Raw genomic sequence first — 26665 nt, 5'->3', positions numbered from 1 at the left:
GCGACGACCTACCAATCCACCGAGATCAGCACCGAGTCCAGGAACAGGAAGTTCCGGACGTTCGTGTGCGTGCGGGCGCTGACGTAGAAGTTGAGCAGGTTGTCCAGCGAGTCGTACCGGTCCTCGTAGGCGGGCACGGGGACGTCCCGCATGTCGTAGACCCGGTCGTTGACCTGCAACTCGACGTTGCGCTGGGTCTCGGTGTCGATCTGCCAGCGCAGGTAGTGCCAGTTGACCTTGGTCGGGACCTCGTTGTAGCAGAACGACTGCGGCTCGCCGAACGCCCGCCAGTCCTCGGGGTCGGGCGCGGTGAAGTCATCGGTCGGGCCGAGCTTGGCCTTGCCCTGCAGGTGTTCGCGCGGCGTCGGCTCGGGCACCACCGGATACATCCAGCGCCGGGTGAACCGGTTGTCCAGGTCGGTGTTCTGGTAGCGGACCACGGTGTGGTAGCGCACTCCCCGGGTGTCGCAGATGTCGGTGGCCACGGTGAAGGCGCCGAACTGCTGCTCGGAGGGATGGATGTTGCCGTCCCACTCGCCCGCGCCCGCCTGTTCGGCCGCCCTGTTCTCCTCGGAGGAGGCCTCCGACTTGTAGGTGAAGTACGTTTCGAACTGCACCCGGCCTTTGCGGGCCATCGTCAGCCTGCGAATCGCCACCGCGGTGTGTCCGGCGAGCGGGCGGGTGGCCACCTTCAGCGCGTAGGTGCCGGTCATCGCGCCGTGCGTGCCCACATCGAAGAACGTGCAGGAACTGAGCTGCGGCGGGCGGAAGTCCTTCATGTGATCGTCGACGGTGTCGAGGTTGCCCTCGCCGTCGTGGTTGCCGATCAGTTCCGTCCAGCCGTGCGTTCCCGAGTTGAACTGGTCGAACACGAGGATGCGCGAAAGCGGGTTGTAGCGCGACAACGCCGGGTCGGCGTCGAGCATGGCCCGCCGCAGATGTGCGGACAGGTCCGTATCACTGGTGTAGCCCAAGGTTTCAGCTCCTGAGGACAAGGCGCGCCCGGACGGAGGATGAACGTTCACGTGAGCGCTAATTGACTGCTGCGAGCACGCTAACCCGCCGCACTGAGCCGAGTCAACGGTCTCGGCTGGCGAAACTGGAAGCTTGACGGCGACGATCGTGACACCTAGCGTTAACGCTCCCGTTAACGTTCACTCTTAGGTTCACACCTCGTGTCCGCGCTCCTCGCGGCACCCGTCCGTTCGCGACTCTCCCGGCGCCGGGTCCCCCGGCGTTCTCGAGTGGATCGTTCGTCGTGGTCGGCGGGCGAGATGTCCCCACCGGAAGAGGAGATTCATGCGTGCCAGAGCGATCCTCACCTCCACACTCACCGCCACCGCCGCCGTGGCGGCGCTGGTCACCACCCCGGCGGCGGGAGCCGCGCCGGCGCAGGACGTCCGGCCGTGCCGCGACGCGCCGGACGTGCCCGTGGCCACCGGCGCGGTGTTCAACAACCCGGCGGCGGGAGACGCCACCGGCGTCGTGCGCCGGATCTGCGCCCTGGTCCACCAGGCCGAGGCCGGCTCGCGCATCCGCATCGCGCACTTCGTGATCTCCGGCGACGCGGGGACGGACTTCGCGACCGAGCTGATCGACGCGCACCGGCGGGGTGTCGACGTGCAGCTCGTCCTCGACGGGTGGCAGGTCGACAACCCCGCCGTGGACGCGTTGCGGGCCGAACTCGGCACCGACGCCTCCCGCGACTCGTGGCTGCACGTGTGCAGCAACACCTCGCCCGAGGGCAACACCGCGGCCTGCATCGGAACCAAGGGCCAGCACAACAAGTTCTACCTGTTCTCCCGCACCGGGGGCCGGTCGAACGTGGTGGTGCAGTCCTCGGCGAACTTCACCGACCTCAACTCGTCGACGTACTGGAACAACGCCACCACGCTCGTCGGCAACACCCGGCTGTACGAGGCCTACGACTCCTACTTCGAGGACCTGGCCGCCGAGCAACGCGGAGCCGACTTCGACGACACCGTCACCACGGGCATGCGGGGCGGCACGGTGACCTCGTACTTCTTCCCGAGGGCCACCGGCGACCCGATCGTGGAGTTCCTGGCGAAGGTCGGTTGCTCCACCGGCACGACGCTGCGTATCGGAATGTCCGAATGGGACACCTACCGCATCGCGATCGCCGAGCGGGTCGTCGAGCTCGCCGACCGGGGTTGCCGGGTCCGCATCGTCCGGGGCCTGATGGACGACGAGGTCGCCGAGCTGCTGGAGGGCCACCCGAACATCGCGATCCGCACGCTGGACACCTCCCGGGAGCTGCCCGGGCGGATCCACTCCAAGTACCTGCTCGCCGAGGGTGCCGTGGACGGCGACACCGACGCGCGCTGGGTGCTCACCGGAAGCCCGAACTTCAACCACACCTCGCTGCGCCGCAACGACGAAGCGATGATCAGGACGAACCTCGGATCGCTCTACGCGCGGTACCGCGACAACTTCGAGGTGATGTACGCGGCGGCCGGATAGCTCCCGCCCCGGCGGTCGTGAGCGGTGCGGCGGGCCCTGACCCGTCCGCCCTCACGACCGCCGAGCCGGGGACCTACGGGCGCACGGCGTGGGCCACCGGTTCGCCGCGCAGGAACCGGGCGACGTCGGCGGCCACCGTCCGGGCGGCGTTGTGGGCGGTCTGCCTGCTCGCGCCCGCCAGATGTGGCGTGGTGACCAGGCCGGGGGTGCGCAGCAGGCGAGAGCCCGCCGGGACCGGCTCCTCGGGGAAGACATCCACGGCCACGGCGAACAGGTGCCCCGAGTCCAGTGCGTCGCAGGCGGCGTCGTAGTCGAGCAGGCCGCCGCGCGCGCAGTTGACCAGGATCGAGCCCTCCGGCATGGCCGCGATCTCGGCGGCCCCGATCAGGCCCCGGTTCCGCGGTGTCAGCCGGGCGTGCAGCGACACCACCGCCGACCGGCGCAGCAACTCGGCCAGTTCCACCCGCTCCACGCCGTCCTCGGCGCTGGCGGACCCGGGCAGGTACGGGTCGTACACCACCACGTGGGCCCCGAACCCGCGCAGGATCGCCGCCACCCTGCGGCCGATCGCGCCGTAGCCGACCAGCCCGACCGTGGTGCCACCCAGCTCGAGCCCCACCTGGTCGTAGACGTAGTAGTCGCCGCGCCAGACGCCCGCGCGCAGCTCGCCGTGGGTGTGCGCCACGCGCCGGGCCGCGGCCAGCATCAGCGCGACGGTGTGCTCCGCCGTGGCGACGGCGTTGCGTCCCGGCGCGCACGTGACGGTGACGCCGTGCCGGGCGGCGGCGGCGACGTTCGCGTTCACCGGACCGCCCCGGCCGACGGCGAACAGCTCCAGCTCCGGGCACGCCGCCAGCACGCGCTCGGTGAGCGGCGCGAACTGGGTGACACAGACTCGTACTCCGCGCAACGCCTCGATCAGCTCGTCCTCACTCCCGGACGCCTCGTCCACCTCGGCGACCGGATGGAACGGCCGCACCGGCCACGGCAGGTCGAGCGTGCGGAAGCGCAGATCCACCGCGGCACCCACCTCGGCGCGCACGGCGTCGATCAGCAGCGGCGTGCGGACGAAGTGGTCACCCGCCGCCAGCACGGAGACCGGCGCCGGTGTCGTCGGTGTCGCCGGGGTCGTTGGTGTCATCGCGTCTCCTCGACGGGAAGGTTGTACTCGATCAGTGCGGCCTGGTCGGTGCCGTTCCACCGGACGGTGGTGATCGCGCAGTTGCGGAGCACGGGAAACACCCGGCGGTACCGGCTCAACGGAAGGCCGAGCAGGTGGCACAGCAGCAGCCGGTGCAGGGTGGAGTGCCCGACGACGAGCACCGTGCCGCCGGGCTGTGCCGCGACGATGTCGAGGGCACACGCCGCGGCGCGCTCGACGGCGTGCACGGGGTTCTCCCCACCGGGAAGGTGGTGGGTCACCGGGTCGTCCTGGAACGCCGCGCGTGCCTCGGGAAACGCCCGGCTCATCTCCGCTCCGGTGAGTCCCTCACCCCGGCCGAAATCGAGTTCGGCCAGCCGCCCGTCCACTTCGGCCTGCAGGCCGGTCGCCGCGGTGACGGCCGCCGCGGTGTCGCGGGCCCTGCTCAACGGCGAGGCCCACACCGCGGTCAGCTCCGCCGCGCGTGCCCACTGGCCGAGCCGCTCGGCCTGCCGCCGCCCGTGCTCGGTCAGTCCGACGTCGGTGCGGCCGGTGTAGCGGTTGCCGTCGTGCCAGACGGTCTCGCCGTGCCGGACGAGGACGAGGTCGGTCACCCGGTGCTCCGTTTCCGTGCGTGCGCCGCCAGGTCGGCGGGAAGCCAGCCCCGCTCGAGCAGGGCGTCGACGAGAGCCAGATATCCCTCGGTCAGCACGGCGGTGTCGTCGGGGTTCGGCTCCACGACGTCCGTCCCGCCCGCGCCGTCGCGGGCCGGGTCACCGGCGAGTGCGGTGAGCGACGAGCCGGGGGAGCGCGCGAGCAGCGCCATGCCCACGGCGGGGTCGGCGTCGCGGGGAACGCCGACCGTGCGCCCCAGTGTGCTGGCGCGCAGCCCGCACCAGAAGCGGTTGCGCGCGCCGCCGCCGGTCAGGGTCAGCGGGCCGTCGACCGGCGCGCCGAGCAGGTCGAGGTAGTCGAAGCACAGCCGCTCGACGAACGCCACTCCCCGCAGCAGCGCGGCGTAGGCGTCGACGTCGTCCCGTGGCTCGCCGAGGGTGAAGCGTTCCGCCTCGCCCGCCACGAAGGGGAACCGTTCGCCACGCGAGACGAGCGGGTACGTCACGACAGTGCGCTGTGGACGGACAGCCGCCTGCTCGGTGAGCCGGCCGAGGTCGGCACCGCCGAACCGGGCGGTCAGCACCCCCGCCCCGCTGCTCGACGCGCCTCCGGGAAGCCAGCTGCCGTCGGGAGCGCGGTGCGAGTAGACGGCCCCGAGCGGGTCGCGCAGCCGCTCGGCCGTGATCCCTTTGAGCACCAGGGTGGTGCCCAGCACGCTGTTCCACGCGCCGACGCCGACCGTGCCGGAGCCGAGCAGGGCCGCGCAGCCGTCGGTCATGCCCGCGATGATCGGCGTGCCCTCCGGGATGCCGGTGGCCTCGGCGGCGTCGCCGCCCACCGTGCCGACGGGCGTGCCCGGCCGGACCACCTCGGGCAGCACCGCCGCCGGGATGCCGAGCGCGTCGAACACCCCGGCCGGCCAGCGTTCGGCGTCGAGGTCGTAGCCGGACTTCAGGGCGTGACTGGAGTCGGCGGCGGTGCGCCGTCCCGCCAGCCGCCCGGTGAGGTAGTCGGCCTGGTGCGCCATCCGGGCCCCGGCGGGGCGCCCGGCCGCGTCCAGCAGCCACAGCAGTTTGGGCAGCGCCCACGACGCCTGCGGCCGGTAGCCCAGCCTGCGCCAGAGTTCGTCCCCGGCCTCGACGGCACGCCGGGCCTCGCTCCCGGCGCGGCTGTCGTCGTACATCAGCCCCGGCGACAGGGGGGTGAGCTCGGGGCTCACGAGCAGGACGGTGCCCGACGTCGCGCACAGGGCCAGGCCCCGCACCGGCCGGCCGCCCACCTCCCGCATCGCCGCGCCGCAGGCCGTGGCCAGTGCCGACCACCACTCGTGCGGGTCCTGCTCGTGGCGCGGCCCGGCCCGCCTGCCGCGCAACGGGTGGGTTCCGCTCGCCACGGTCGCCGCCCTGTGGTCGACGGCCACGCAGCGCACGCTCTGCGTGCCGACGTCGATACCCAGCCACACCGGCCCGTCGGTGCCTGCCGTCATCGCGGTGTGCCCACCTCGCTCGGGTCGTTCGGTCGGTTCGTTCGTGCCGGGGCGAGGTCGCGGCGTCATGCCGGATCGCGGCCCGCGGGCACCCGCCAGCCCCGCGCGGAGATCTCGCGCAAGGCGAGGAAGTGTTCGTACGCGGCCGCGTAGCGCTCGGCGCGGTGCGGGTCGGGCTCGTACGACCGGTCGATGTGGACGTACCGTGCCGCGGCCGCGGTGATGCTCGGTTCGGCGCCGGTGGCGACGAGCCCGGTCAGGAACGCCCCTTTCGCGCCGACCTCGGCGTCGGCGGGACGCACCACCGGCACGCCCACGACGTCCGCGACGAGTGCGCACCACGCCTCGCTGTTCGCACCGCCGCCGCACACGCGCAACTCCGTGGCTCCGGCTCCCGCGGCCAGCACGCAGTCGCGGATCACCAGGCTCAGCCCTTCGAGCACGGCCCTGGCCACCTCCGCGCGGCCGTGTTCCAGGCACAGGCCCCAGAACGTGCCCCGGGCACGGGTGTCGAGGAAGGGCGCCCGTTCGCCCGCGGGGGAGAGGTAGGGCAGGAACGACACCCCGTTCGCGCCCGGCGGCGCCTGCCCGGCCAGGGTGACCACCTCGCGCGGGTGGGCCAGCCCGAGCACCGCGCTCGCCCAGTCGAGCACCTCGGTCCCGGCCAGGGTGGGAAAGGCCCGTAGCACGGGGGCGCCGGGGCCGCGCTCACCGGTGCCGGGGTCGTGCGCGGCGGCGTCGAGCACGATGGTCAGGCCGGACGGCTCGCCCGAGGTGTCCACTCCGGATCGCACCACCTCCGTGCACAGCGTGGTGCCCAGGATGGTGCACGCCTGGCCCGGCGCGGTGGCGCCGACGCCGAGCGCGGTGGCGGCCACGTCGTAGGGCGCGAGGACCACGGGTGTCCCGGCGGGCAGCCCGAACTCGGCCGCCGCACGCTCGGTCAGCGGTGCCGACCTGGCCGCGCCGTCCCTGATCGGCGGGAGCAGGCCGGCCGCCCACTCGAGACCGAACAGCGACAGCAGCCGTGGCGAGTACGCGCGGGTACGCGGGTCGAGAAACGGCACCGAGGCGTCGGAGGAGTCGATGCCGATCAGCCCGGTGCAGCGGGAGAACAGCCAGCCGCCGCAGGTCAGCACCGCCGACGAGCGCGCGAGCCGGTCGGGATCGTGCTCCCGAAGCCACGTGAGGACCGCGTGCGGCAGTCCGGCGAAGCCGAGCGATCCGTTGACGCGGAACGCCTGTTCCGCGATGCCCGAGCGGTGCCACGCTTCCACCACGGCGGCTCCCCTGCCGTCCGACCACAGGATCGCGGGGCCGGTCGGCTCGCCGTGGTCATCGACCGGCCAGCACCCGTCGCCCTGGGCGGTGACGGCGACGAACCGTACGGCGGCGGGGGCGTGCGGCAGCACCTCGCGCACGGCGGCGACGACCGCGTGCCACACCGCGGCCATGTCCTGCTCGGCCCACGCGGGGCGGGGCCGCCGCACGTCGGTGGCCTGCCGGGCGACCGCGACCGCGCGGCCGTCGTCGCCGAACACGACCGCTTTGATCATCGACGTGCCCGCGTCCACCGCGATCGCCGACATCCGTGCTCCTTCGCCTCGTGCGCGGCCGCCGTGCCCCGTCGTTCCGGTGCCGGTCGCCTGTCCGGTGTCCCCAGCACAGTGCGCCGACGCCGAAGGCACAACGTCCACGGACAACCTTCACGTGACGTTGTGTGGGTTCTTTGTGAAGATCGCGGCACGGCTCTCGGCATCGCCGCTGGTAAGCTCGTTGACACACGATCACGTCGGCGAGAGTGCTCGCATCAGATCACATAACTTCACATCCACGCACCGGAAGGACTCGCCATGAGCGGCGCGCACGCCACCCTCCCGCCGCGGCGACGGGCGCTCATCCGCGACCGCGTGCGCTCCGACGGGTTCGTACGGGCGGCGACGCTGGCCCGGGAGTTCGGGGTCAGCGTGATGACGATTCACCGTGACCTCGACGCGTTGCAGGCGCAGGGCTGGTTGTCGAAGGTCCGTGGCGGCGCGACCGCGGTGCCGTCCGCGGCCTTCCACGGCGACGTCGCACAACGCAGAGCCGCGAGGGCCCCGGAGAAGAGGGCCCTGGCGCGGGCCGCGGCGGACCTGGTGACGCCCGGCGACACCGTGATGCTCGACGAGAGCACCACCGGCCTGCACCTCGCCGAGTACCTGGCCGAGCGGGCGCCGCTGACCGTGATCACCTACTTCCAGCCGGTCGTCACGATGCTGGCGGGGGTCCCGGGAATCACCCTGATCGCCCTGGGCGGTGAGTACTTCGCCGCCTACGACGCCTTCCTGGGCCTCTACACCGCCGAAGGGGTGGCCAAGGTCAGGGCCGACACCGTGTTCCTGTCCACCACGGCCATCTCGCACAACCGCTGCTACCACCAGTCACAGGCCACGGTGCAGGTCAAGCGCGCGATGATGGCCTCGGCATCGCGCCGCGTGCTGATGGTGGACCACACCAAGTTCACCCGCCAGGGCCTGTACGCGCTGGCGCCGCTGACCGACTTCGATCTCGTGCTCGCCGACGCCGGGTTGCCCGCCGCCGAGCAGCGCCGCGTCCGCGACAGCGGCGCCACCCTGACCGTGGTGCCGGTGCGTGACTGAGGCGCGGGCGTGCCGTCCTGTCCCCGGCAAGGGCTGCGCGGTGTTCGTCACCGCTTGCTCGGCGCAGTGGACTCCGAGCGCCGTTCTCGCGTACGTTACTTCCTTACAAGTGAATACCGCGGCCGTACGAGCCGGAGCGGGAGAGCCCCCGTGGACGAGGCGGGGCACCGAAGGAGCAAACTCCCCGGAATCTCTCAGGTACAGCTACCGCTTTCGGCGAGGCCACTCTGGAAAGCAGGCGCACCCGCGCCTCACCCAAGGTGAAAGCCGTGCTCACGCGCGGTGAAACTCTCAGGTGCCATGACAGAGGGGGAGTTCCGAGATCGTGACGGGCGCCGGGCGTGCCCGTCGCAGGCGAGACCAGGAGCTCCTCATGACTTCTTCTTTCGCACCGCGACACATCGGCCCGACCGAGTCCGAGCAGGCCAAGATGCTGGCCGAGTGCGGCTACGGCAGTCTCGACGCGCTGGTCGAGGCCGCCGTGCCCGCGGCGATCCGCAGCGACGGTGAGCTGGACCTGCCGCCCGCCGCCTCCGAGGAGGAGGCCATCGCCGAGTTGCGGGCGCTGGCCGCCCGCAACCGGCCGAGGACCCAGATGATCGGGCTGGGCTACCACGACACGGTCACGCCCGCGGTGATCCGGCGCAACGTGCTGGAGAACCCGGCCTGGTACACCGCCTACACGCCGTACCAGCCGGAGATCTCGCAGGGCAGGCTGGAGGCGCTGCTCAACTTCCAGACGATGGTCGCCGACCTCACCGGGCTGGCCACGGCCAACGCCTCCCTGCTCGACGAGTCCACCGCCGTCGCCGAGGCCGTGCTGCTCATGCGCCGGGTGTCCAAGGCGAAGTCCCCGCGCGTCGTGCTGGACGCGGAGTGCCTGCCGCAGACGGTCGCGGTGGTCCGCACCAGGGCGGAGGCGCTCGGCATCGAGGTGGACGTGCGCGACCTGGCCGAGGGGATCGGCGGCGACTGCTTCGGCGTGGTCGTCCAGTACCCCGGCGCGTCCGGCCTGCTGCGGGAGCCGGGCTTCTACCGCCGGGTGGGGGAGGCGGCCCGCGAGGCGGGCGCGCTGTACTGCGCCGCCGCGGACCTGCTGGCGCTGACCCTGGTCACCGCGCCCGGCGAGTTCGGCGCCGACCTCGCCGCGGGCAGCACCCAGCGGTTCGGGGTCCCGCTCGGCTACGGCGGCCCGCACGCCGGCTACCTCTCCGTGCGCTCCGGGCTGGAGCGCTCCCTGCCCGGCAGGCTGGTCGGGGTGTCCGTCGACGCCGACGGCGCGCCCGCGTACCGGCTCGCGCTGCAGACCCGCGAGCAGCACATCCGCCGGGAGAAGGCCACCAGCAACATCTGCACCGCCCAGGTCCTGCCCGCCGTGCTCGCCGCCATGTACGCCGTCTACCACGGTCCCGACGGCCTGCGTGCCATCGCGGAGCGCGTGCACGGCCTCGCCGCCGGGCTGGCCACCGCGCTGCGCTCCGGCGGCGCCGAGGTGGTGCACGAGCACTTCTTCGACACGGTGCTCGCCCGCGTGCCCGGCCGCGCCGGGGCCGTGGTCGCCGCCGCCCGCGAGGCCGGCGTCAACCTGGGGCTGGCCGGGCCCGACCACGTGCGCGTGGCCTGCGACGAGCGCACCACGCCCGAGGTGCTGGGCCGGGTGCTCGCCGCGTTCGGCGGCGCCGGACCCGACCCGGCGGCCGAGCCCGCCAGGGCGCTGCCGGACGGGCTGGCGCGGCGCAGCGACTACCTCACCCACGAGGTGTTCCACCGGCACCGCTCGGAGACGGCGATGCTGCGGTACCTGCGCGGGCTCGCCGACCTGGACTACGCGCTGGACCGGGGCATGATCCCGCTCGGCTCGTGCACGATGAAGCTCAACGCGACCACCGAGATGGAACCGGTCAGCTGGCCGGAGTTCGCGGGGCTGCACCCGTTCGCGCCCGCCGAGGACGCCGAGGGGTACCGGGAGCTCGTCGGGCAGCTGAGCTCGTGGCTGGCCGAGGTCACCGGCTACGACGAGGTCTCGCTGCAGCCCAACGCGGGCAGCCAGGGCGAGCTGGCCGGGCTGCTCGCCATCCGCGCCTACCACCGCGCGAACGGCAGGCCCGAGCGCGACGTGTGCCTGATCCCCTCCTCGGCGCACGGCACCAACGCCGCCTCGGCCGTGCTCGCCGGGATGCGCGTGGTGGTGGTCGCCTGCACCGAGAACGGCGACGTCGACCTCGGCGACCTGCGCGCGAAGGTGGCCGAGCACGCGGACACCCTGTCGGCGATCATGGTGACCTACCCGTCCACCCACGGCGTGTACGAGACCGACTTCGCCGAGCTGGCGCGGATCGTGCACGAGGCGGGTGGACAGGTCTATGTGGACGGTGCGAACCTCAACGCGCTGCTCGGCCTGGCCAAGCCTGGCGAGTTCGGCGGTGACGTCTCGCACCTGAACCTGCACAAGACGTTCTGCATCCCGCACGGTGGCGGCGGGCCCGGCGTCGGCCCGGTCGCCGTGCGCGCGCACCTGGCTCCGTACCTGCCCAACCACCCGCTGGAGCCGGGCGCGGGCCCCGAAACCGGGGTGGGCCCGATCGCGGCCGCACCGTACGGCTCGGCGTCGATCCTGCCGATCTCGTGGGCCTACGTGCGGATGATGGGCGCGGCGGGGCTGACCCGGGCCACCCAGGTGGCCGTGCTGGCGGCGAACTACGTCGCCGCCCGGCTCGCGCCGCACTACCCGGTGCTCTACACCGGACAGAACGGCCTGGTCGCCCACGAGTGCATCCTCGACCTGCGGGGCCTGACCAAGCAGACCGGCGTGACCGTCGAGGACGTCGCCAAGCGGCTGATCGACTACGGCTTCCACGCGCCGACGATGTCGTTCCCGGTCAACGGAACGCTCATGGTCGAGCCGACGGAGAGCGAGGACCTCGGCGAGCTCGACCGTTTCTGTGACGCGATGATCGCCATCCGCGGCGAGATCGCCGACGTGGCGGCGGGACGCTGGAGCGTGGCCGAGAGCCCGCTGCGCGGCGCGCCGCACACCGCGGGCCAGCTCGCGGGGGAGTGGGACCTGCCCTACGATCGCAGGCTCGCGGTGTACCCGGCGGGGACCGCCGCCAAGGGCAAGTACTGGCCACCGGTGCGGCGAATCGACGGGGCGCACGGGGACCGCAACCTCGTCTGCTCGTGCCCGCCCATCGCGTCCTACGACAGCTGAGTGAGGGTGACGGACGAGACCATGAAGACACCACTGCACGACGTGCACGCCGAGCTCGGTGCGTCGTTCACCGACTTCGCGGGCTGGCAGATGCCGGTGCGCTACACCAGCGAGCTGGCCGAGCACCGCGCCGTGCGCGAGGCGGCGGGCCTGTTCGACCTCTCGCACATGGGCGAGATCGAGCTCACCGGGCCCGGCGCGGCCGCGGCGCTCGACCATGCGTTCGTCGGCAGGCTCTCCGCCGTGACCCCCGGCCGCGCCCGCTACACGATGCTCTGCGCTCCCGACGGCGGCGTGCTCGACGACCTCGTCGTGTACCGGCTCGCGGAGGAGCGCTACCTGGTGGTGGCCAACGCGGGCAACGCCGCGGTCGTGTCGCGCGAGCTGACCGCCCGCGCCGAGGGCTTCGAGGCCGAGGTCACCGACCGCTCCGCCGAGACCGCGCTGATCGCGGTGCAGGGCCCGAACGCGGCCGCGATCCTCGGCCCGCTGACCGATGCCGACCTGACCGGGCTGAAGTACTACGCCTCGATGCCGGCCACCGTGTCCGGGCACGAGCTGCTGCTCGCCCGCACCGGCTACACGGGTGAGGACGGCTTCGAGCTGTTCCTGCCCGCGGCCGAGGCCCCCGCCCTGTGGCGGAAGCTGGCCGCGGCCGGCCGCGAGCACGGGCTGCTGCCCGCCGGGCTGGCCTGCCGCGACACGCTGCGGCTCGAGGCGGGGATGCCGTTGTACGGCAACGAGCTCGGACCGGAGCTCACCCCGTTCCACGCGAACCTGGGCCGCGTGGTCAAGCTCGACAAGCCCGGTGACTTCGTGGGCAAGGTCGCGCTGGAGCGGGCGGGCGACCCCGACCGTGTGCTGGTCGGGCTCAAGGGGAGCGGGCGCCGCGCGCCCCGGCACGGGTACCGCGTGCTGCACGGTGACGACGCGGTGGGCGAGGTCACCAGCGGCGCGCTGTCCCCGACGCTCGGCTACCCGATCGCGATGGCCTACGTCCCGCCCGCGCTGCGGGAACCGGGAACGGCGCTGTCCGTGGACATCCGCGGCCGCGTCGAGCCGGTCGAGGTCGTCGCCCTGCCCTTCTACCAACGCTGAACCGGAGAGGCCCGCGCATGCACATCCCCGCAGACCGCAGCTACACCAAGGAACACGAGTGGATCCGGCTCGACGACGGCGTCGCCACCGTGGGCATCACCGCCTTCGCCGCCGAGGCGCTGGGCGACGTCGTGTTCGTGCAGCTGCCCGCCGTCGGCGAGTCCGTCACCGCGGGCGAGGTGTGCGGTGAGATCGAGTCGACCAAGTCGGTCAGCGAGTTGTTCGCACCGGCGACCGGAGAGGTGGTGGAGGTCAACGAAGCCACAGTGGAGAGTCCGGAACTCGTCAACTCCGACCCGTACGAGTCGGGCTGGCTGTTCCGCGTGCGCACCGACTCGGTGCCGGAGCTGCTGGACGACGCCGCCTACGCCGCACTGACCCAGGAGGGCTGAGATGAACTCGTTCGACGCCAATCTGTCTACTGTGGACCCCGAGGTCGCCGAGGCGGTCGCCGCGGAACTGCACCGGCAGCAGGCCACGCTGGAGATGATCGCCTCCGAGAACTTCGCGCCGGTCGGTGTCCTGGAGGCGCAGGGCTCCGTGCTCACCAACAAGTACGCCGAGGGCTATCCGGGCAAGCGGTACTACGGCGGCTGTGAACACGTGGACGTGGTGGAGAACCTCGCGATCGAGCGGGCCAAGCGGCTCTTCGGTGCCGAGCACGCGAACGTGCAGCCGCACTCCGGCGCGCAGGCCAACGCCGCCGCCATGGTGGCGCTGCTCGACCCGGGTGACACGATCCTCGGGCTCGACCTGGCTCACGGCGGCCACCTCACCCACGGCATGCGGCTCAACTTCTCCGGCAAGCTCTACAACGTCGCCGCCTACCATGTCGACGCCGAGACCGGCCGGATCGACCTGGCCGAGGTCGAGCGGCTGGCCCACGAGCACCGGCCGAAGCTGATCATCGCGGGCTGGTCGGCCTATCCCCGGCAGCTGGACTTCGCCGAGTTCCGGCGCATCGCCGACTCGGTGGGCGCCAAGCTGATGGTGGACATGGCGCACTTCGCCGGGCTGGTGGCCGCGGGCCTGCACCCGAACCCGGTGCCCTACGCCGACGTGGTCACCACGACGACCCACAAGACCCTCGGCGGCCCGCGCGGCGGCATCGTGCTGTGCCGCGAGGAGTACGCCAAGAAGATCAACTCCGCGGTGTTCCCCGGCCAGCAGGGCGGGCCGCTGGAGCACGTGATCGCGGCCAAGGCGGTGGCGCTGCGGATCGCCGCGAGCGACGAGTTCCGCGAGCGGCAGCAGCGCGTGCTGGAGGGGGCGAGGACGCTGGCGGAGCGGCTGTCCCGGCCGGACTGCGCGGAGTCGGGCGTGCGCGTGCTCACCGGCGGCACCGACGTGCACCTGGTGCTGGTCGACCTCGTCAAGTCTACTTTGGATGGCAAGCAGGCGGAGGACCGGCTGCACTCCATCGGGATCACCGTCAACCGCAACGCGGTGCCGTTCGACCCGCGCCCGCCGATGGTCACCTCCGGGCTGCGCATCGGCACCCCCGCGCTGGCCACCCGCGGATTCGGCGTCGAGGACTTCGCCGAGGTCGCCGACGTCATCGCGCTGGCGCTGCGGCCCGAGTTCGACGACGCCACGCGGGAGGAGCTGCGGTCCCGCGTCGACCTGCTCGCCAAGCGGCACCCGCTCTACGCGGCGTGAGTGTCTAGGCTGGGTTCCGGCCAGCCCGACATCCACGACCCTGGAGGCGTCATGAGCGCCCAGCCGCACCGGGACGCGGATCCCGCCGCGCCTCTCCCCGCCAGCGGGGTGAGTGCGGGCGAGGCGCTGTTCCGCCCGGTGCGGGCCGGCAACGCCTTCGAGGAGACCGTGGAACGCCTGCTGCAGGCGGTGCGGCTCGGCGTCGTCGGCGCGGGTGAACGGTTGCCGTCGGAGCGGGAGCTGGCGGAACGGCTTGGCGTCAGCCGGGCCACCCTCCGGGAGGCCATCCGCGCCCTCGCGGACGCCGGGTACGTCGTGTCGCGGCGGGGCCGCTACGGCGGGACGTTCGTCAACGAGAACCTGCCCGCACCCTCGACGGCGGGACACACCCGCGATCCGGGGCTCATCGAGGACACGCTGAGCCTGCGGCACGTGCTGGAGACCGGGGCCGCCGAGCTGGCGGCGGCGCGGACGCTCTCGCCCGCCGACCGGCGGCACCTCACGAGCACCCTCGCCGAGGCGTCGTCGGCGGACGTGGACGACTACCGCCGCCGCGACTCCCGGCTGCACCTGGCGATCGCGGAGGTCACCGCGTCGGCGTCGCTGACCTCCGCGCTCGCCGACGTGCGCATGCGGGTCAACCAGCTGCTCGACGAGATCCCGCTGCTGGAGCCGAACCTCGATCACTCGAACGCCCAGCACGAGGCGATCGTGGACGCGATCCTCGCCGGTGACCCGTCCGCCGCCCGGGCCGCCATGGCCGAGCATGTGGAGGGCACCGCCTCCCTCCTCCGCGGCTTCCTGGAGTAGCCCATCCCCTGACGCGCGGTTCTGGAACGTCGGGTTCGTCACCTTGAACTCTCGATGCCGGGAGCTATGCTCAGGCAAGCCTTCCCTTAGGTAGGTAAGGCTGAGCTTGCCGACGGTGGGGGTGGTCGGCCTGAGTCGAGAGTGACACCGAGGTGGTACTGGAGCTGGCGGCCCCCGAGCAGGTCGCCCTGGGCGTTCCGCTGGCCAGGGACCTGCGCCGGCACGGCGACCGCCTCGCGATCGTCACGCCGGGCGAGAGTCCGCTCACCGACCGCGAACTCACCTACCGCGAGCTCGCCGACCGGGTCGACGCGGTCACGCGCCGGCTCGGCACCGTGCGCAGGCTCGTCCTCGTCGCCGCGAGCAACGAGCCCGACCCGCTCGTGGCCTGCCTCGCCGCCCTCGCCGGGGGACATCCGGTGCTGCTCGCCGCGGGGGACGACCCCGGCCGCGTCGACGCGCTGATCTCCGCCTACGACCCCGACGTCGTGTTCCGCCGCAGCCCCCGCGGCTGGCGGCTGACCGAGCGGCGCGCGGGCACCGCCCACGACCTGCACCCCGACCTCGCCCTGCTGCTGTCCACGTCGGGTTCGACCGGCTCACCGAAGCTGGTCCGGCTGTCGGCGGACAACGTGCAGGCCAACGCCGAGGCGATCGCCACCTACCTCGACATCCGCGACACCGACCGCGCCGCCACGTCGCTGCCGCTGCACTACTGCTACGGGCTGTCGGTCGCCCACAGCAACCTGCTGCGCGGCGCGGCCCTGCTGCTCACCGGCGACTCCGTGACGGAGGAGTCGTTCTGGTCCCTCGCGCGGCGTCACCGGCTCACCAGCCTGCACGGGGTGCCCTACACTTTCGACCTGCTCGACGCCCTCGGCTTCGAGCGGATGGACCTGCCGCACCTGCGGTACGTGACCCAGGCGGGCGGCAGGCTCGACCCCGCCCGCGTGCGCCGGTACGCGCTGCTCGGCCAGGAGCGCGGCTGGCGGTTCTTCGTCATGTACGGCCAGACCGAGGCCACCGCCCGGATGGCCTACCTCCCACCCGAGCTCGCCGCCGACCACCCGGACACGATCGGTGTCCCGATCCCCGGCGGCCGCTTCGAGCTCGACGAGGGGGAGCTGGTCTACCACGGCCCCAACGTGATGCTCGGCTACGCCCACGGCCCCGCCGACCTCGCCCTCGGCCGGACCGTCAGCGCGCTGCGCACCGGCGACCTCGCCCGCCGCGCCCCCGACGGCCTCTACCGGATCGTCGGCCGCCGCAGCCGCTTCGTGAAGCCGTTCGGGCTGCGGATCGACCTGGGTCAGGTCGAGACCCTCCTCACCGAGCACGGGCATCCCGCGGTGTGCACCGGCGACGACCGGGCACTGGTCGTGGCGGTGCCCGAGGGCCACGACACCGGCGCCGTGCGGGACCTGGTGCGCGACCGGTTCGGCCTGCCCGGCCACGCGGTGCGCGTGCGGGCGCTCGCCGAGCTGCCCCGGCTGCCCAACGGCAAGATCGACTACCCCGCCCTGCGGGCGGCGGCCACCGCGGAGCCGGACCGGCCCGGCGACTCGGTCCGCGAGCTGTTCGCCCGCGTGCTCGGGCACGCCGACATCGACCCGGACGCGACGTTCGTCGAGCTCGGCGGCGACTCGCTGACCTACGTCCGCACGTCGGTCGAGCTGCAGCGGGTGCTCGGCACGCTGCCCGGCCGCTGGCACACCACCCCCGTCCGGGAACTGGACCGGCTCCGCACCCGGCACCGGCCGTCCCGGCTGGTGCGCCCGGTGGAGACCAACGTGGTGCTCCGGGCGGTCGCCATCGTGCTCGTGGTCGGCACGCACATCGGGCTGTTCCACCTGCTCGGCGGCGCGCACCTGCTGCTGGTGCTGGCCGGGTGGACGTTCGCCCGGTTCGGCCTGGCCAGGGTCGGCTCCGGCCGGGTGGCCGCCCGCGTGCTGCGCGGCGCGGCGCGCATCGCCGTCCCGTCGATGCTGTGGCTGGGGTTCCGGGCGTTCACCGAACCCGACGTCGGACTCGCCAACGTGCTGCTGGTCAGCAACTACATGCCGTTTCCCGTCGCGCGCGGCTACTGGTTCGTCGAGGTGCTCGTCCAGGTGCTGCTCGTGCTCGGCCTGGTGCTCGCGATCCCGGCCGTGCGCAGGCTGGAGCGCGCCCACGGATTCGGCTTCGCGCTCGGCGCGCTGGCCGTCGCGCTGGCGCTCAACGTGCTCCTCGACGGCACCGGCCAGGTGTTCGACCACGCGATGAGCGCCCACGGCGCGTGCTGGTTCTTCGTCCTCGGCTGGCTGGCCCAGCGGGCGGCCACACCGCGCCGGAAGTGGTTCGTCGCCGCGCTCGGCCTGCTGCTGGTGTCCGGATACTTCGGCAACCCGGTCCGCGACGCCGTCGTCGTCGGCGGCCTGGCGCTCCTGCTCGCCGTGCCGTCGCTTCCGCTGCCCGCACCGGTCGTGCGCCTGGCCGGGCTGCTGGCGGGCGCGTCCCTGGCCATCTACCTGACCCACTACGCGATCTACCCGGCCCTGCTCGCCCACCTGCCCGCGCTGCCGGTGGTCCTGGCGAGCCTCGCCGGGGGAGTCGCCGCGCAGGCGCTCGCGCAGCGCGCCGCCCGCCTGCTCAGGACCCGATGGGCGGCCGCCCCGTGGCCCCGCCCGCGACCCATCAAGGAGGACGCGTGTTCCCGATCCGACCCCGCGTGCGCACCGGTGCGGTGATCGCCGCGATCGTCGCGCTGACCGCCCCGCTCGCCGTTGCCTGCGGCAGCGGCCAGGCAGGACCCGACACGCTCGTCATCTACTCCGGCAGGCACGAGGGACTCGTCGGCGGGCTGCTCGACCGGCTGGGGCAGGCCACCGGCCTCGACGTCGAGGTGCGCTACGGGGGCAGCGCCGAGATGGCCGCCCAGATCCTGGAGGAGGGTGCGGCCACCGAGGCCGACCTGTTCTTCTCACAGGACGCGGGCGCGCTCGGTGCGCTCGGCGAGCAGGGCAGGCTCGCGACACTGCCCGCCCGGGTCCTGAACCGGGCCCCCGAGAAGTTCCGCGCGGCCGACGGCAGCTGGGTCGCCACCTCCGCGCGGGCGCGGGTGGTGGCCTACGACCCGGGGCAGGTGCGCGAGGAGGAGCTGCCGGAGTCCGCCGACGACCTCCTGGACCCGCGGTGGCGCGGCCAGATCGGCTACGCGCCCACCAACGCGTCGTGGCAGGCGTCGGTCACCGGCTTCCGGGTGCTGCGTGGCGAGGCGGGCGCCCGCGCGTGGCTCACCGGCTTCGCCGGGAACCAGCCGCAGCGCTACCAGAACAACCTCGCCGTGCTCGACGCGGTCGACCAGGGACAGATCGCGCTCGGGCTGATCAACCACTACTACTGGCACCGCAAGGTCGCCGAGGTGGGCGAGGAGAACGTCAACGCCAGGCTGCACTACGTCGGCGGCGACGACCCGCTCGCCCTGGTCAACGTCGCGGGCGCCGGTGTCGTCGAGGGCAACGACTCCCCTGACGCGGCGCTGAAGGCCGTCGAGTTCCTGCTGTCCGAACAGGCCCAGCGGTACTTCGCCGACAACACCGCCGAGTACCCGGTGAACGCGGACGTCACCTCGGCGAGGCACGACCTGCCTCCGCTGACCGAGGTGCAGTCGCCGGACATCGACCTGTCCTCGCTGTCGTCCCTGCAGGAGACGCTGGCGATGCTGCAGGAGGTGGGCCTGTCCTGAGCACGCCGAGCCTCGCCCGGCCCGCCCGCGCCAGGTGGACGGGCCGGGCGCCGCTGCTGACCGCGGCCGCCCTCGTGGCCGCGGCCGCGGCCCTCGCCCCGCTGGCCTACCTCGTGCTGCGCTCGTTCGAGGGCGGCGTGCGCCGCGTGGGCGACGTGCTGTGGCAGGAGCGCACGCTCGCGCTGGCGGGCCGCAGCCTCGCCCTGGCCGGTGCCGTCGCCGCCGCCTGCCTCGTGCTCGGCGTGCTGGGCGCATGGCTGGTGGTGCGCAGCGACCTGCCAGGGCGGCGGGCCGCCGCGGTGCTGCTCGTGCTGCCGCTGGCGGTGCCCTCGTACGTGTCCGGGTTCACCTGGATCGCGCAGTGGCCCTCGCTGGCCGGGTTCCCCGGCGCGTTCGGAGTGCTCACCCTCGTGTCGTTCCCGTACGTGCTGCTGCCGGTCGCCGCGGCGCTGCGGTCGGCGGACCCCGCCGTCGAGGAGGTCGCCCGCACGCTCGGCAAGCCGGCGGGCCGGACGTTCCTGCTGGTCACCCTGCGGCAGATCCGCCCGGCCGCCACGGCGGGCGCGCTGCTCGTGGCCCTCTACGTGCTGAGCGACTTCGGCGCCGTGTCGCTGATGCGGTTCGAGGCCTTCACGATGGGCATCTACACGAGCTACCAGGCCACGTTCGACCGCACGCCCGCCGCGATCCTCGGCTGCGTGCTGGTGGTCCTCGCCATGGCGCTGACCTACGGGGAGCGGCGGGCCAGGGGAGCGGCGGCCGGGCGAGCCGCGCGGGGCGCCGCCCGCACCCCGCACCCGGTGCCGCTCGGCCGGGCGCGGATCCCCGCCCTCGCGGGCGTGGTCACGGTCGTGACGCTCGCCCTCGGCGTGCCCGTGTACAGCCTGCTGCGCTGGCTGCTCGCGGGCCGCTCCGCCGGGGTCGACCCCGCGGACCTGCTGTCGGCCACGTGGGGCACCGTCACGGTGTCCGGGCTCGGCGCGCTGCTCACCGTGGCGCTGGCGATCCCGGTCGGGGTGCTCGCCGCCCGCCACCGGGGACCCGTCGCCAGGGGAGTGGAGCTCGCGAGCTTCGCCGGGCACGCACTGCCGGGTATCACCGTCGGCCTGGCGCTCGTGTTCTTCGGCATCCGCGTCGCGCCGGGCCTCTACCAGGAGGTGCCGATGCTCGCGTTCGCCTACGCGGTGCTGTTCCTGCCGCTGGCCGTGGGCGCGGTGCGCACGGCCGTGGCCAACGCCCCTCCGGTGCTGGAAGACGTGGCGCGTTCCCTCGGCAAGGGACGGGCCGCCACGCAGCTGCTGGTGACGCTGCCGCTGTCCGCGCCGGGGATCCTGGCCGGTGCCGCGCTGGTGTTCCTCACCTGCGCCAAGGAGCTGCCCGCGACGCTGCTGCTCCGGCCGACCGGCACCGACACCCTCGCCACCCAGCTGTGGAGCAACACCGAGATCGCGGCCTTCGCCGCGGCCGCACCGTATGCCGCCGTCCTGCTCGTGGTCGCGGCCGTGCCCGCGCTGCTGCTCGACCAGTTCCTGCGCGGCCCGGCGTCCCGGAGGTAGCCGATGAGCCAGCTGACCGTGCGGGGCCTCGTCGCGGGCTACGGGCCGGAGCCCGTCCTGCGCGGCCTCGACCTGGCCGTGCCGCAGGGGGAGCTCGCGGCGGTCCTCGGCCCGTCCGGGTGCGGCAAGACCACGCTGCTGCGGGTGCTCGCCGGTCTGCACCCGCCGTGGGAGGGCCGGGTCGCGCTGGGCGAGACCGTGCTGTCGGCGCCCGGCGCGCACGTGCCGCCCGAACGGCGGGGGATCGGCCTGGTCCCGCAGGAGGGCGCGCTGTTCCCGCACCTGAGCGTGGCCGCCAACGTCGGCTTCGGGCTGAGCAGGCCACAGCGGCGCGGCGGCCGGGTGGACGAGCTGCTGGAGCTCGTGGGGCTCGCCGGGTTCGGTGCGCGCATGCCCGCGCAGCTCTCCGGCGGCCAGCAGCAGCGGGTGGCCCTGGCCCGGGCCCTCGCCCCGCGCCCGGGCCTGGTGCTCATGGACGAGCCGTTCTCGTCGCTGGACGCGAGCCTGCGGGAGGAACTGCGGGCCGACGTCCGCGCCGCGCTGCACGCCACCGGGGCGACGGCCCTGCTGGTGACCCACGACCAGGAGGAGGCGCTGGGCGTGGCCGACCTCGTGGCGGTGCTCCGCGACGGGGTCGTGGCGCAGCTCGGCCCGCCCCAGCAGGTCTACGCCGAGCCCGCCGACCTCGGGGTGGCACTGTTCGTGGGGGAGGCGGTGGTGTTCGAGGGCAGCGTGCTCGGCGGCGCCGCGAGCACGCCGCTCGGCAGGCTGCCGGTGGCCGCGCGCGACGGAGGGCCCGGCACCGTGCTGGTGCGGCCCGAGCAGCTGAGCCTCGACCCGGACCCGCGGCGGGGGGTTCCCGCCACCGTGACGGACGTGTTCTTCCACGGGCACGACGCGACGGTGTTGCTGCGGCTCGGCGGCGGCCACCAGGTGCGCTCCCGCGTGCAGGGCCCGCTGCCGGTGGGCCGCGGCGCCGAGGTCGGCGTGACGGTGTCCGGCCCCGCCCTGTTCTTTCCCACCTCGCCCGCCGCGGGCCCTCCGGTGTGCCCCCAAGGCCACCTTGGTGGCGTTGAGCGCAACCAAGGTGGCCTTGGGGGCAGGTCGGGCGCGGTCAGCCGGTGACGAGCGCGATCGCGAGCCCGTCGTGGCCCTTGGCGCCGACCGTCTGCAGCGCGGTGGCCTCGACGCGGGGCTCGGCCGCCATCAGTTCGAACAGGTACTGCGTGCCCCGGATCGCGGGGTCCTCGCTGCCGCGCTCGGTGATCGCGCCGGAGCGCACGACGTTGTCCACCACGATCACGCTGCCGGGCCGGGTGAGCTCCAGCGCCCAGCGGAAGTAGTCGGGGTTGCTCTGCTTGTCCGCGTCGACGAACACCAGGTCGAACAGCCCGTCGCCGCGCAGGGTCGGCAGCGTGTCCAGGGCGCGGCCGACGCGGATGTCCACGACGCCGGTCAGCCCGGCCCGGTCCACGTTGCGCCGGGCGACGTCGGCGTGCGCCTGCTCCGCCTCCAGCGTCACCAGGCGCCCGTCCGGCGGCAGCGCCCGTCCCAGCCAGATCGTGCTGTAGCCACCGAGGGTGCCGATCTCCAGGATCGCGCGGGCGCGCGCGATCCTGGCCAGCAGGTACAGCAGCTTCCCCTCGTTCGGGGAGACGGCGATGGGCGGCAGCCCGGCCTGGTGGCTGGCCTCGAGCGCGGCGTCGAGCGCGCTGTCGGGGGAGACGAGCTGCGAGCTGAGGAAGGCGTCGACCGCGGTCCAGGTGTCCTGCGTCATGTGTTCCGAGCGTAGCCGCGTGCTCACGACCCGGCCCGGACGGCCACCTGGTCGACCGAGGAGATCTCGACCGGCAGGTACCGCATGTGCTGCTCGCGGGTGTCGTACGCGACCAGGCCGCCCGTGGAGTCCGGCACGAACAGCCAGCGGCTGTCGGGCGAGAACACCGGGTGCTGGCCGGAATGCAACTCCGTCAGCTCCACGACGGTGTGCTCGGCCCCGGACCGGAGGTCGATCAGCTGGTACGTCAGGTTGCTGGCCGACGATGGCAGCGCGGCGAACGCGCCGTCGGGGGACACCACCCCGCTCAACCCGAACGAGGCGTCGGTGGTGCCGGGCAGCGTCCTGCGGGCGCCCGAGTCGCGGTCGACGACGACGCGGGAACAGCGTGCGCGGTCGTCGCACTCGACGAGGAGGAGGTGGGTCGGGCCCGCCGCGACCACCGCGCCGGTCGTCACGCGGTGCAGGCCGTCCGTGCCAGCCCGGTAGGTGCCGCCGGTGTGCTGCCCGAACACGGTTCCGGCTCCGTCACTCGCCGACGGCCAGAAGCCCTCGGGTATGGGCACACTGGTGCCGACCGGTTCTCCGGACAGTCTCGTCAGCTCGAGGTGGGCCTGGCCGTTCGTGTGTACCGGGACCCACAGCGTGCCCGGCTCGGGACCGGGCAGGGCCGGCCCGCCAGAAGTGCCCGCCGCCGGCACCGTCCGGGGCGGTTTCCCGTCCGGCACGTACCAGGTCGTGGTGTCGCCCTCCGGCTGGACGAGCACGCCCCGTGGCCCCGCGACGAGCTGGGCCGGCCCACTCATCTCGGCCGCACGCAGCTCGGTGCGGGTGATCCTGCCCTCCGCGAACTCGATACGGACCAGTTCCAGGCCGGTGTAGGCGAACAGCTCCCAGCCCGCCGTGACGCCGAGCATCTCGGGCTCGTGCCGCTCCACCCGGACCGCGCCCGGCGCGGCCGAGCTGGTCGGGGCGACCGGCAGCGCGGCCTGCGTGGTGGTCGCCGGGGGAGACTGCTCGGTCGCCTCCGGCTGGTCGCCCGAGTCCAGGATCGTGGTGACCACAACGGCGACGACGGCGGCGAGCGCGATCGGCACCAGGGGCAGCCAGCGGTGCCGCCGCGCGGTCCCGGCGGGTTCGGCCGGATCGGCCGGATCGTTGTCGAGGGGGCGGAGATAGCCGCCGGTGTCCGGTCCCGGCGCCTCCGGCCGCGCCCGGCCGGTGCCCGCCCGGCACAGCCGGACGGGGTTGCCCTCCGGATCGTGCAGGTGCGCGAACCGGCCGTCCGGGTCGGCGTCCACCGCGACCCCCGCCTCCCGCAGGGCGCCGACGGTGGCGTCGAGGTCGGGAACCCCGATGGTGAGCGCCCAGCCGCGCGGGCCGGTGACGGCGGCGGTGAACACCGCACGGCCCCCGTGCCCGGGCTCCGGCTCGCCCGAAAGACCCTCCACGGCGGTGTCGAGACCCAGCCGCTCGGCGTACCACCCGCTCAGCTCCTCCGGGTCGTCCGCACGCAGCAGCACCTCGCCGATCCCGTTCGCCTGCTCCATGCCGCCCCCAGGTCGTGAGTGAGAAACGTGGTTCTAACCCTGCTTGGCACTCACGAGGCTTGTCCACACCAGTGCCGCCGCGGCGACGACGAACCAGACCGCGGTGACCGCCGCCGTGGGCCGCCACAGCTCGCTGGTGAACACGCCCGGCCGGAAGAACCCGGCACCCACCGCCGCGAGCGGCCACAGTCCCACGAGCACGCCGGGCACGCCGGTGCCGAAGCGCACCGGTCCCGGCAGCTCGCGCGCGGCGACCGCGGCCGAGGACAGCGCCGCGACCCCGAGCCCGATCAGCAGCCAGCCGAGGACCCCCAGCGTCGCCGCCGCCTCGTGGGTGGCCCGGAAGCCGTCGAGCGAGCGCACGGTGAAACTCTGCGCCGCGGCCGCCGAGGCACGCACCGGCGCCACGAAGCCGTCGAGCACGAGCGCCACGGTCCACAGCGCGGCACCCATCCCGAGCGCCAGCAGCCCGGTGCCCGTGAACCCGCCCCCGGTGCGCATGCGCAGCGCCGGCGCGCCGAGGGCCCACAGCAGCGCGCCCGCCAGCAGCGCGGCGTGCACCGCCCGCCACTCGTGCTCGGCGGCGACGATGTTCTCGGCCAGCACCTGGACGTACTCGGCCGACCCGAGCGGCGCCAGTTCCGCGTCGGTCGCGGGCCGCTGGGTCGCGCCCCACAGGACCGCGCCGGAACCCAGGGCGAGCAGGGCCGCGCTGAGCACGGCGTGCGTCCGTGCCGCGGCCCCCGGTGGTGCGTCCGTGCGCTTCCGCTCGCCCGTTGCCACGTCTCCACGTTAGGTGCGCGGACGGCGGCGCGCAGTGAAGGGCACCTGCCCCGCGCCGGGCGCGGGGAAGGTGCCGTTCACCGCCGGTGACCCGGGTCAGGCGCGGCGGCGCCAGAGCAGCCGGGTGAGCGTGCCGGCCACGGCGGCCAACGGTGGCTGCCGTGGCAGGTCGCGGGCCTCCGGCGCCGACTCCGGTGCGACCCGGTAGGCCAGGTGCGCCACGAACCGCGCCAGGCGCGGCGTCACCCTGGCCGCCAGTTCGGCGGCCGTGCCCTCCGGCCTGCTCACGAGCTCCGGCCGCCGCTCCAGCGCCCGCACGACGAGCGCCGCCGCCTTCCCGGGGCTGATCGCGGGCAGTGACCGGTACAGCCCGGTCGGCGCGATCATGTCGGTGCGCACCAGGGGCATCCGCACCGAACTGAACGTGATCCCGTCGGACAGCGTCTCCCGCCCGGCCGTGCGCCCGAACTCCTCCAGCGCCGCCTTGGAGGCCAGGTACGCCGAGAACCGCGGGGTGTCCGTCTCCAGGCCCTGTGTCGTGACGTTGACGACGTGCCCGAACCGGCGCCGCGCCATCGACGGCAGCAGCCCCAGCGTGAGCCGCACCGGGCCGAAGTAGTTGATGGCCATGGTGCGCTCGAAGTCGTGGAAGCGTTCGGTGGACAGCAGCAGCGAGCGCCGGATCGACCGGCCCGCGTTGTTCACGAGCATGTCGACGCCGCCGTGCTCGGCCAGCACCACCTTCACGAGCGCGTCGACGGCGTCGCCGTCGGTGAGGTCGCACGGGTAGGCGGCCGCCCGGCCGCCTGCCGCGGCCACCTCGGCGCGCACGCGTTCCAGCTCGTCGGCCCGGCGCGCGACCAGCAGCACCGTCGCCCCGCGCCGCGCCGCGAGCAGCGCGGTGGCCCGGCCGATGCCCGAGGAGGCCCCCGTGATCAGCACGGTCCGGCCGCGCAGCCGCCCGCCCGCGGGCCTGCGCCGCGCACGGTCCGGATCGAGCCGGTCGCGCCAGTACTCGTACAGCGGCCGCGCGTACTCGGTGAGCTCGGGCAGCGTCACGGTGGAACCGGCGAGCGCGGCGACCGTGCGGTCGGTGTCGATGACGGCGTCGAGGTGGAGGTGCGGCAGCACCTCGACGGGGACGCCCAGCTCGTCGAACACCGCCCGCAGGGCGGCGGTGCCGCCGGGCAGCTGGTCCGCGCCCGCGGCGGCCAGCCGCGCGATCCGGGTTCCGAACGCCCGCAGCGTGGCCGGGTCACCCGCGGGCACCGTCCGCACGCGGGGTGCGCCCGCGGCGGCGGCGAAGGCGTTGTAGACCTCGGTCAGCGGCTGTGGCCGGGGCGAGGCCAGGTGGTAGGTCGTGCCGGCCGGCGCGTCGACGTGGAGCAGGTGTTCCAGGGCGTCCACCACGTAGTCGACCGGGACCAGGTTGGTGGCGCCGAGTTCGGGCGTCACCAGCGGGAGCCGCGTCGGCAGCGCGGCGAGCCGGGACAGGGCGGGGAGGAAGAAGTAGGGCCCGTCGATCTTGTCCATCTCGCCGGTGCGGGAGTCGCCCACCACCGCCGAGGGCCGGTACACCGAGTACGGCACGCGGTCCTGCTCGCGCACGAGTCGTTCGGCCTCGAACTTCGTGGCGTGGTAGGAGGAGGGGAACCGCTGGCCGAGGTCGAAGTCGCGTTCGGTGAACGGTCCGATGTGGTCGCCGACGACGGCGATCGACGACACGTGGTGTAAGCGGCCTGCGCGGGCGAGGGCGGCGAAGTCGAGGGCGTTGCGCGTGCCGTCCACATTGGCCATCCGATTGGCGGCCGGGCTCGCGGTGAAGTCGTAGACGGCGCCCAGGTGGACGAGGTGGTCGATCGGCCGCAGGGCCGAGGGGTCCACGCCGAGGGCGGGCTCGGTCAGGTCACCGGTGACGGGCACCAGGCGGTCGGCGTTCGGCCAGTGCGCCGCGAGGTCGGCGAGCCTGCCGCGGGAGGTCTCCCGCACCAGCGCGTACACGGTCTCGGTACCGGGCCTGGCGAGCAGGGCGGCGGCCAGCCGGCGCCCGATGAAGCCGGTCGCGCCCGTGAGGAAGTAGGTGGTCATCGCGGAGCAGATTACCTACTCCGGAGTAGGTTTCGGTAGGGGTC

20 protein-coding genes and 1 riboswitch are annotated in these 26665 nt (G+C 73.7%); of the genes, 11 read left to right on the top strand and 9 right to left on the bottom strand.

Translation table 11 applies throughout. The features are described 5' to 3' along the window. Positions 1 to 8: 8 nt before the first annotated feature. Complete coding sequence (locus tag B0I33_RS16635; RefSeq protein ID WP_106179689.1) at positions 9 to 974, bottom strand: DUF6772 family protein; 966 nt, start codon at positions 972 to 974, stop codon at positions 9 to 11. A gap of 325 nt (positions 975 to 1299) precedes the next feature. On the opposite strand from B0I33_RS16635, the gene B0I33_RS16630 reads away from it, so the two are divergent. Beyond that, entirely contained in the window at positions 1300 to 2481 is a 1182-nt protein-coding gene (locus tag B0I33_RS16630; RefSeq protein WP_106179688.1) for a phospholipase D-like domain-containing protein, read from the top strand. 73 nt (positions 2482 to 2554) lie between these two features. Here B0I33_RS16630 and B0I33_RS16625 read toward each other — a convergent pair whose 3' ends face one another. The 4 genes from B0I33_RS16625 to B0I33_RS16610 all read right to left on the bottom strand — a co-directional run bounded on the left by B0I33_RS16625 (position 2555) and on the right by B0I33_RS16610 (position 7312). Beyond that, a complete protein-coding gene (locus tag B0I33_RS16625) occupies positions 2555 to 3622 on the bottom strand; it encodes a 2-hydroxyacid dehydrogenase (RefSeq protein WP_106179687.1) in 1068 nt (355 codons plus the stop codon). Continuing rightward, positions 3619 to 4236: a histidine phosphatase family protein gene (locus tag B0I33_RS16620; RefSeq protein ID WP_106179686.1), complete on the bottom strand. Its 618-nt coding sequence runs from the start codon at positions 4234 to 4236 to the stop codon at positions 3619 to 3621. Before B0I33_RS16620 ends, B0I33_RS16625 begins: the two co-directional genes overlap by 4 nt. Further along, entirely contained in the window at positions 4233 to 5723 is a 1491-nt protein-coding gene (locus tag B0I33_RS16615; RefSeq protein ID WP_106179685.1) for an FGGY-family carbohydrate kinase, read from the bottom strand. Before B0I33_RS16615 ends, B0I33_RS16620 begins: the two co-directional genes overlap by 4 nt. Positions 5724 to 5788: 65 nt before the next feature. Continuing rightward, positions 5789 to 7312, bottom strand: a complete 1524-nt coding sequence (locus B0I33_RS16610; RefSeq protein WP_106179684.1) for an FGGY family carbohydrate kinase — start codon at positions 7310 to 7312, stop codon at positions 5789 to 5791. 264 nt (positions 7313 to 7576) lie between these two features. Between B0I33_RS16610 and B0I33_RS16605 the strand changes: the two genes are divergently transcribed. From B0I33_RS16605 to B0I33_RS16560, 10 genes are all read left to right on the top strand, one after another. Beyond that, positions 7577 to 8365 carry a DeoR/GlpR family DNA-binding transcription regulator gene (locus tag B0I33_RS16605; protein WP_106179683.1) on the top strand — a complete coding sequence of 263 codons (789 nt, stop codon included), beginning with the start codon at positions 7577 to 7579 and terminating at the stop codon, positions 8363 to 8365. Between the two features lie 127 nt (positions 8366 to 8492). Further along, a riboswitch (glycine riboswitch) is annotated at positions 8493 to 8585 on the top strand. A gap of 153 nt (positions 8586 to 8738) precedes the next feature. Then, positions 8739 to 11576, top strand: coding sequence for an aminomethyl-transferring glycine dehydrogenase (gcvP, locus tag B0I33_RS16600; protein WP_106179682.1), 2838 nt, complete (start codon positions 8739 to 8741; stop codon positions 11574 to 11576). A gap of 21 nt (positions 11577 to 11597) precedes the next feature. After that, positions 11598 to 12674: a glycine cleavage system aminomethyltransferase GcvT gene (gene gcvT, locus B0I33_RS16595; RefSeq protein ID WP_106179837.1), complete on the top strand. Its 1077-nt coding sequence runs from the start codon at positions 11598 to 11600 to the stop codon at positions 12672 to 12674. 17 nt (positions 12675 to 12691) lie between these two features. Then, positions 12692 to 13066: a glycine cleavage system protein GcvH gene (gene gcvH / locus B0I33_RS16590; RefSeq protein ID WP_106179681.1), complete on the top strand. Its 375-nt coding sequence runs from the start codon at positions 12692 to 12694 to the stop codon at positions 13064 to 13066. A gap of 1 nt (position 13067) precedes the next feature. Then, positions 13068 to 14333: a serine hydroxymethyltransferase gene (gene glyA, locus B0I33_RS16585; protein ID WP_106179680.1), complete on the top strand. Its 1266-nt coding sequence runs from the start codon at positions 13068 to 13070 to the stop codon at positions 14331 to 14333. A 51-nt stretch (positions 14334 to 14384) separates the two neighbouring features. Then, entirely contained in the window at positions 14385 to 15143 is a 759-nt protein-coding gene (locus B0I33_RS16580; RefSeq protein WP_106179679.1) for a FadR/GntR family transcriptional regulator, read from the top strand. A gap of 152 nt (positions 15144 to 15295) precedes the next feature. Further along, positions 15296 to 17869, top strand: a complete 2574-nt coding sequence (locus B0I33_RS16575; RefSeq protein WP_106179678.1) for an AMP-binding protein — start codon at positions 15296 to 15298, stop codon at positions 17867 to 17869. After that, positions 17830 to 18867 carry an iron ABC transporter substrate-binding protein gene (locus tag B0I33_RS16570; RefSeq protein WP_245900751.1) on the top strand — a complete coding sequence of 346 codons (1038 nt, stop codon included), beginning with the start codon at positions 17830 to 17832 and terminating at the stop codon, positions 18865 to 18867. Before B0I33_RS16575 ends, B0I33_RS16570 begins: the two co-directional genes overlap by 40 nt. Before the next feature lie 74 nt (positions 18868 to 18941). Next, the gene (locus tag B0I33_RS16565) at positions 18942 to 20423 is read left to right on the top strand and encodes an ABC transporter permease (RefSeq protein ID WP_181193328.1); all 1482 of its coding nucleotides are present in this window, start codon (positions 18942 to 18944) and stop codon (positions 20421 to 20423) included. A gap of 3 nt (positions 20424 to 20426) precedes the next feature. Continuing rightward, positions 20427 to 21548, top strand: a complete 1122-nt coding sequence (locus B0I33_RS16560) for an ABC transporter ATP-binding protein (protein ID WP_106179676.1) — start codon at positions 20427 to 20429, stop codon at positions 21546 to 21548. Here B0I33_RS16560 and B0I33_RS16555 read toward each other — a convergent pair. The 4 genes from B0I33_RS16555 to B0I33_RS16540 all read right to left on the bottom strand — a co-directional run bounded on the left by B0I33_RS16555 (position 21538) and on the right by B0I33_RS16540 (position 26621). After that, positions 21538 to 22200 (bottom strand): O-methyltransferase, encoded by a 663-nt coding sequence (locus B0I33_RS16555; protein WP_106179675.1) that lies wholly within the window; start codon positions 22198 to 22200, stop codon positions 21538 to 21540. The two genes, B0I33_RS16560 and B0I33_RS16555, sit on opposite strands and share 11 nt — an antisense overlap. Before the next feature lie 23 nt (positions 22201 to 22223). After that, complete coding sequence (locus tag B0I33_RS16550; RefSeq protein ID WP_106179674.1) at positions 22224 to 23750, bottom strand: VOC family protein; 1527 nt, start codon at positions 23748 to 23750, stop codon at positions 22224 to 22226. 33 nt (positions 23751 to 23783) lie between these two features. After that, positions 23784 to 24533, bottom strand: coding sequence for a hypothetical protein (locus B0I33_RS16545; RefSeq protein ID WP_106179673.1), 750 nt, complete (start codon positions 24531 to 24533; stop codon positions 23784 to 23786). Positions 24534 to 24629: 96 nt separating this feature from the next. Beyond that, positions 24630 to 26621: an SDR family oxidoreductase gene (locus B0I33_RS16540; RefSeq protein ID WP_106179672.1), complete on the bottom strand. Its 1992-nt coding sequence runs from the start codon at positions 26619 to 26621 to the stop codon at positions 24630 to 24632. Between the last annotated feature and the right edge of the window lie 44 nt (positions 26622 to 26665).

This window comes from Prauserella shujinwangii, assembly GCF_003001955.1.
GTDB classification, from domain to species: Bacteria; Actinomycetota; Actinomycetes; order Mycobacteriales; family Pseudonocardiaceae; genus Qaidamihabitans; species Qaidamihabitans shujinwangii.
This window is presented reverse-complemented; position numbering and strand designations above follow the sequence as displayed.

Bases quoted from the DNA above. Each gene is read 5' to 3' on its own strand.
- B0I33_RS16555 (WP_106179675.1), bottom strand. From the start codon at position 22,200: ATGACGCAGGACACCTGGACCGCGGTCGACGCCTTCCTCAGCTCGCAG.
- B0I33_RS16615 (WP_106179685.1), bottom strand. From the start codon at position 5,723: ATGACGGCAGGCACCGACGGGCCGGTGTGGCTGGGTATCGACGTCGGC.
- B0I33_RS16550 (WP_106179674.1), bottom strand. From the start codon at position 23,750: ATGGAGCAGGCGAACGGGATCGGCGAGGTGCTGCTGCGTGCGGACGAC.
- B0I33_RS16625 (WP_106179687.1), bottom strand. From the start codon at position 3,622: ATGACACCAACGACCCCGGCGACACCGACGACACCGGCGCCGGTCTCC.
- B0I33_RS16610 (WP_106179684.1), bottom strand. From the start codon at position 7,312: ATGTCGGCGATCGCGGTGGACGCGGGCACGTCGATGATCAAAGCGGTC.
- glyA (WP_106179680.1), top strand. From the start codon at position 13,068: ATGAACTCGTTCGACGCCAATCTGTCTACTGTGGACCCCGAGGTCGCC.
- B0I33_RS16560 (WP_106179676.1), top strand. From the start codon at position 20,427: ATGAGCCAGCTGACCGTGCGGGGCCTCGTCGCGGGCTACGGGCCGGAG.
- gcvP (WP_106179682.1), top strand. From the start codon at position 8,739: ATGACTTCTTCTTTCGCACCGCGACACATCGGCCCGACCGAGTCCGAG.
- B0I33_RS16580 (WP_106179679.1), top strand. From the start codon at position 14,385: ATGAGCGCCCAGCCGCACCGGGACGCGGATCCCGCCGCGCCTCTCCCC.
- B0I33_RS16630 (WP_106179688.1), top strand. From the start codon at position 1,300: ATGCGTGCCAGAGCGATCCTCACCTCCACACTCACCGCCACCGCCGCC.
- gcvH (WP_106179681.1), top strand. From the start codon at position 12,692: ATGCACATCCCCGCAGACCGCAGCTACACCAAGGAACACGAGTGGATC.
- gcvT (WP_106179837.1), top strand. From the start codon at position 11,598: ATGAAGACACCACTGCACGACGTGCACGCCGAGCTCGGTGCGTCGTTC.
- B0I33_RS16605 (WP_106179683.1), top strand. From the start codon at position 7,577: ATGAGCGGCGCGCACGCCACCCTCCCGCCGCGGCGACGGGCGCTCATC.
- B0I33_RS16540 (WP_106179672.1), bottom strand. From the start codon at position 26,621: ATGACCACCTACTTCCTCACGGGCGCGACCGGCTTCATCGGGCGCCGG.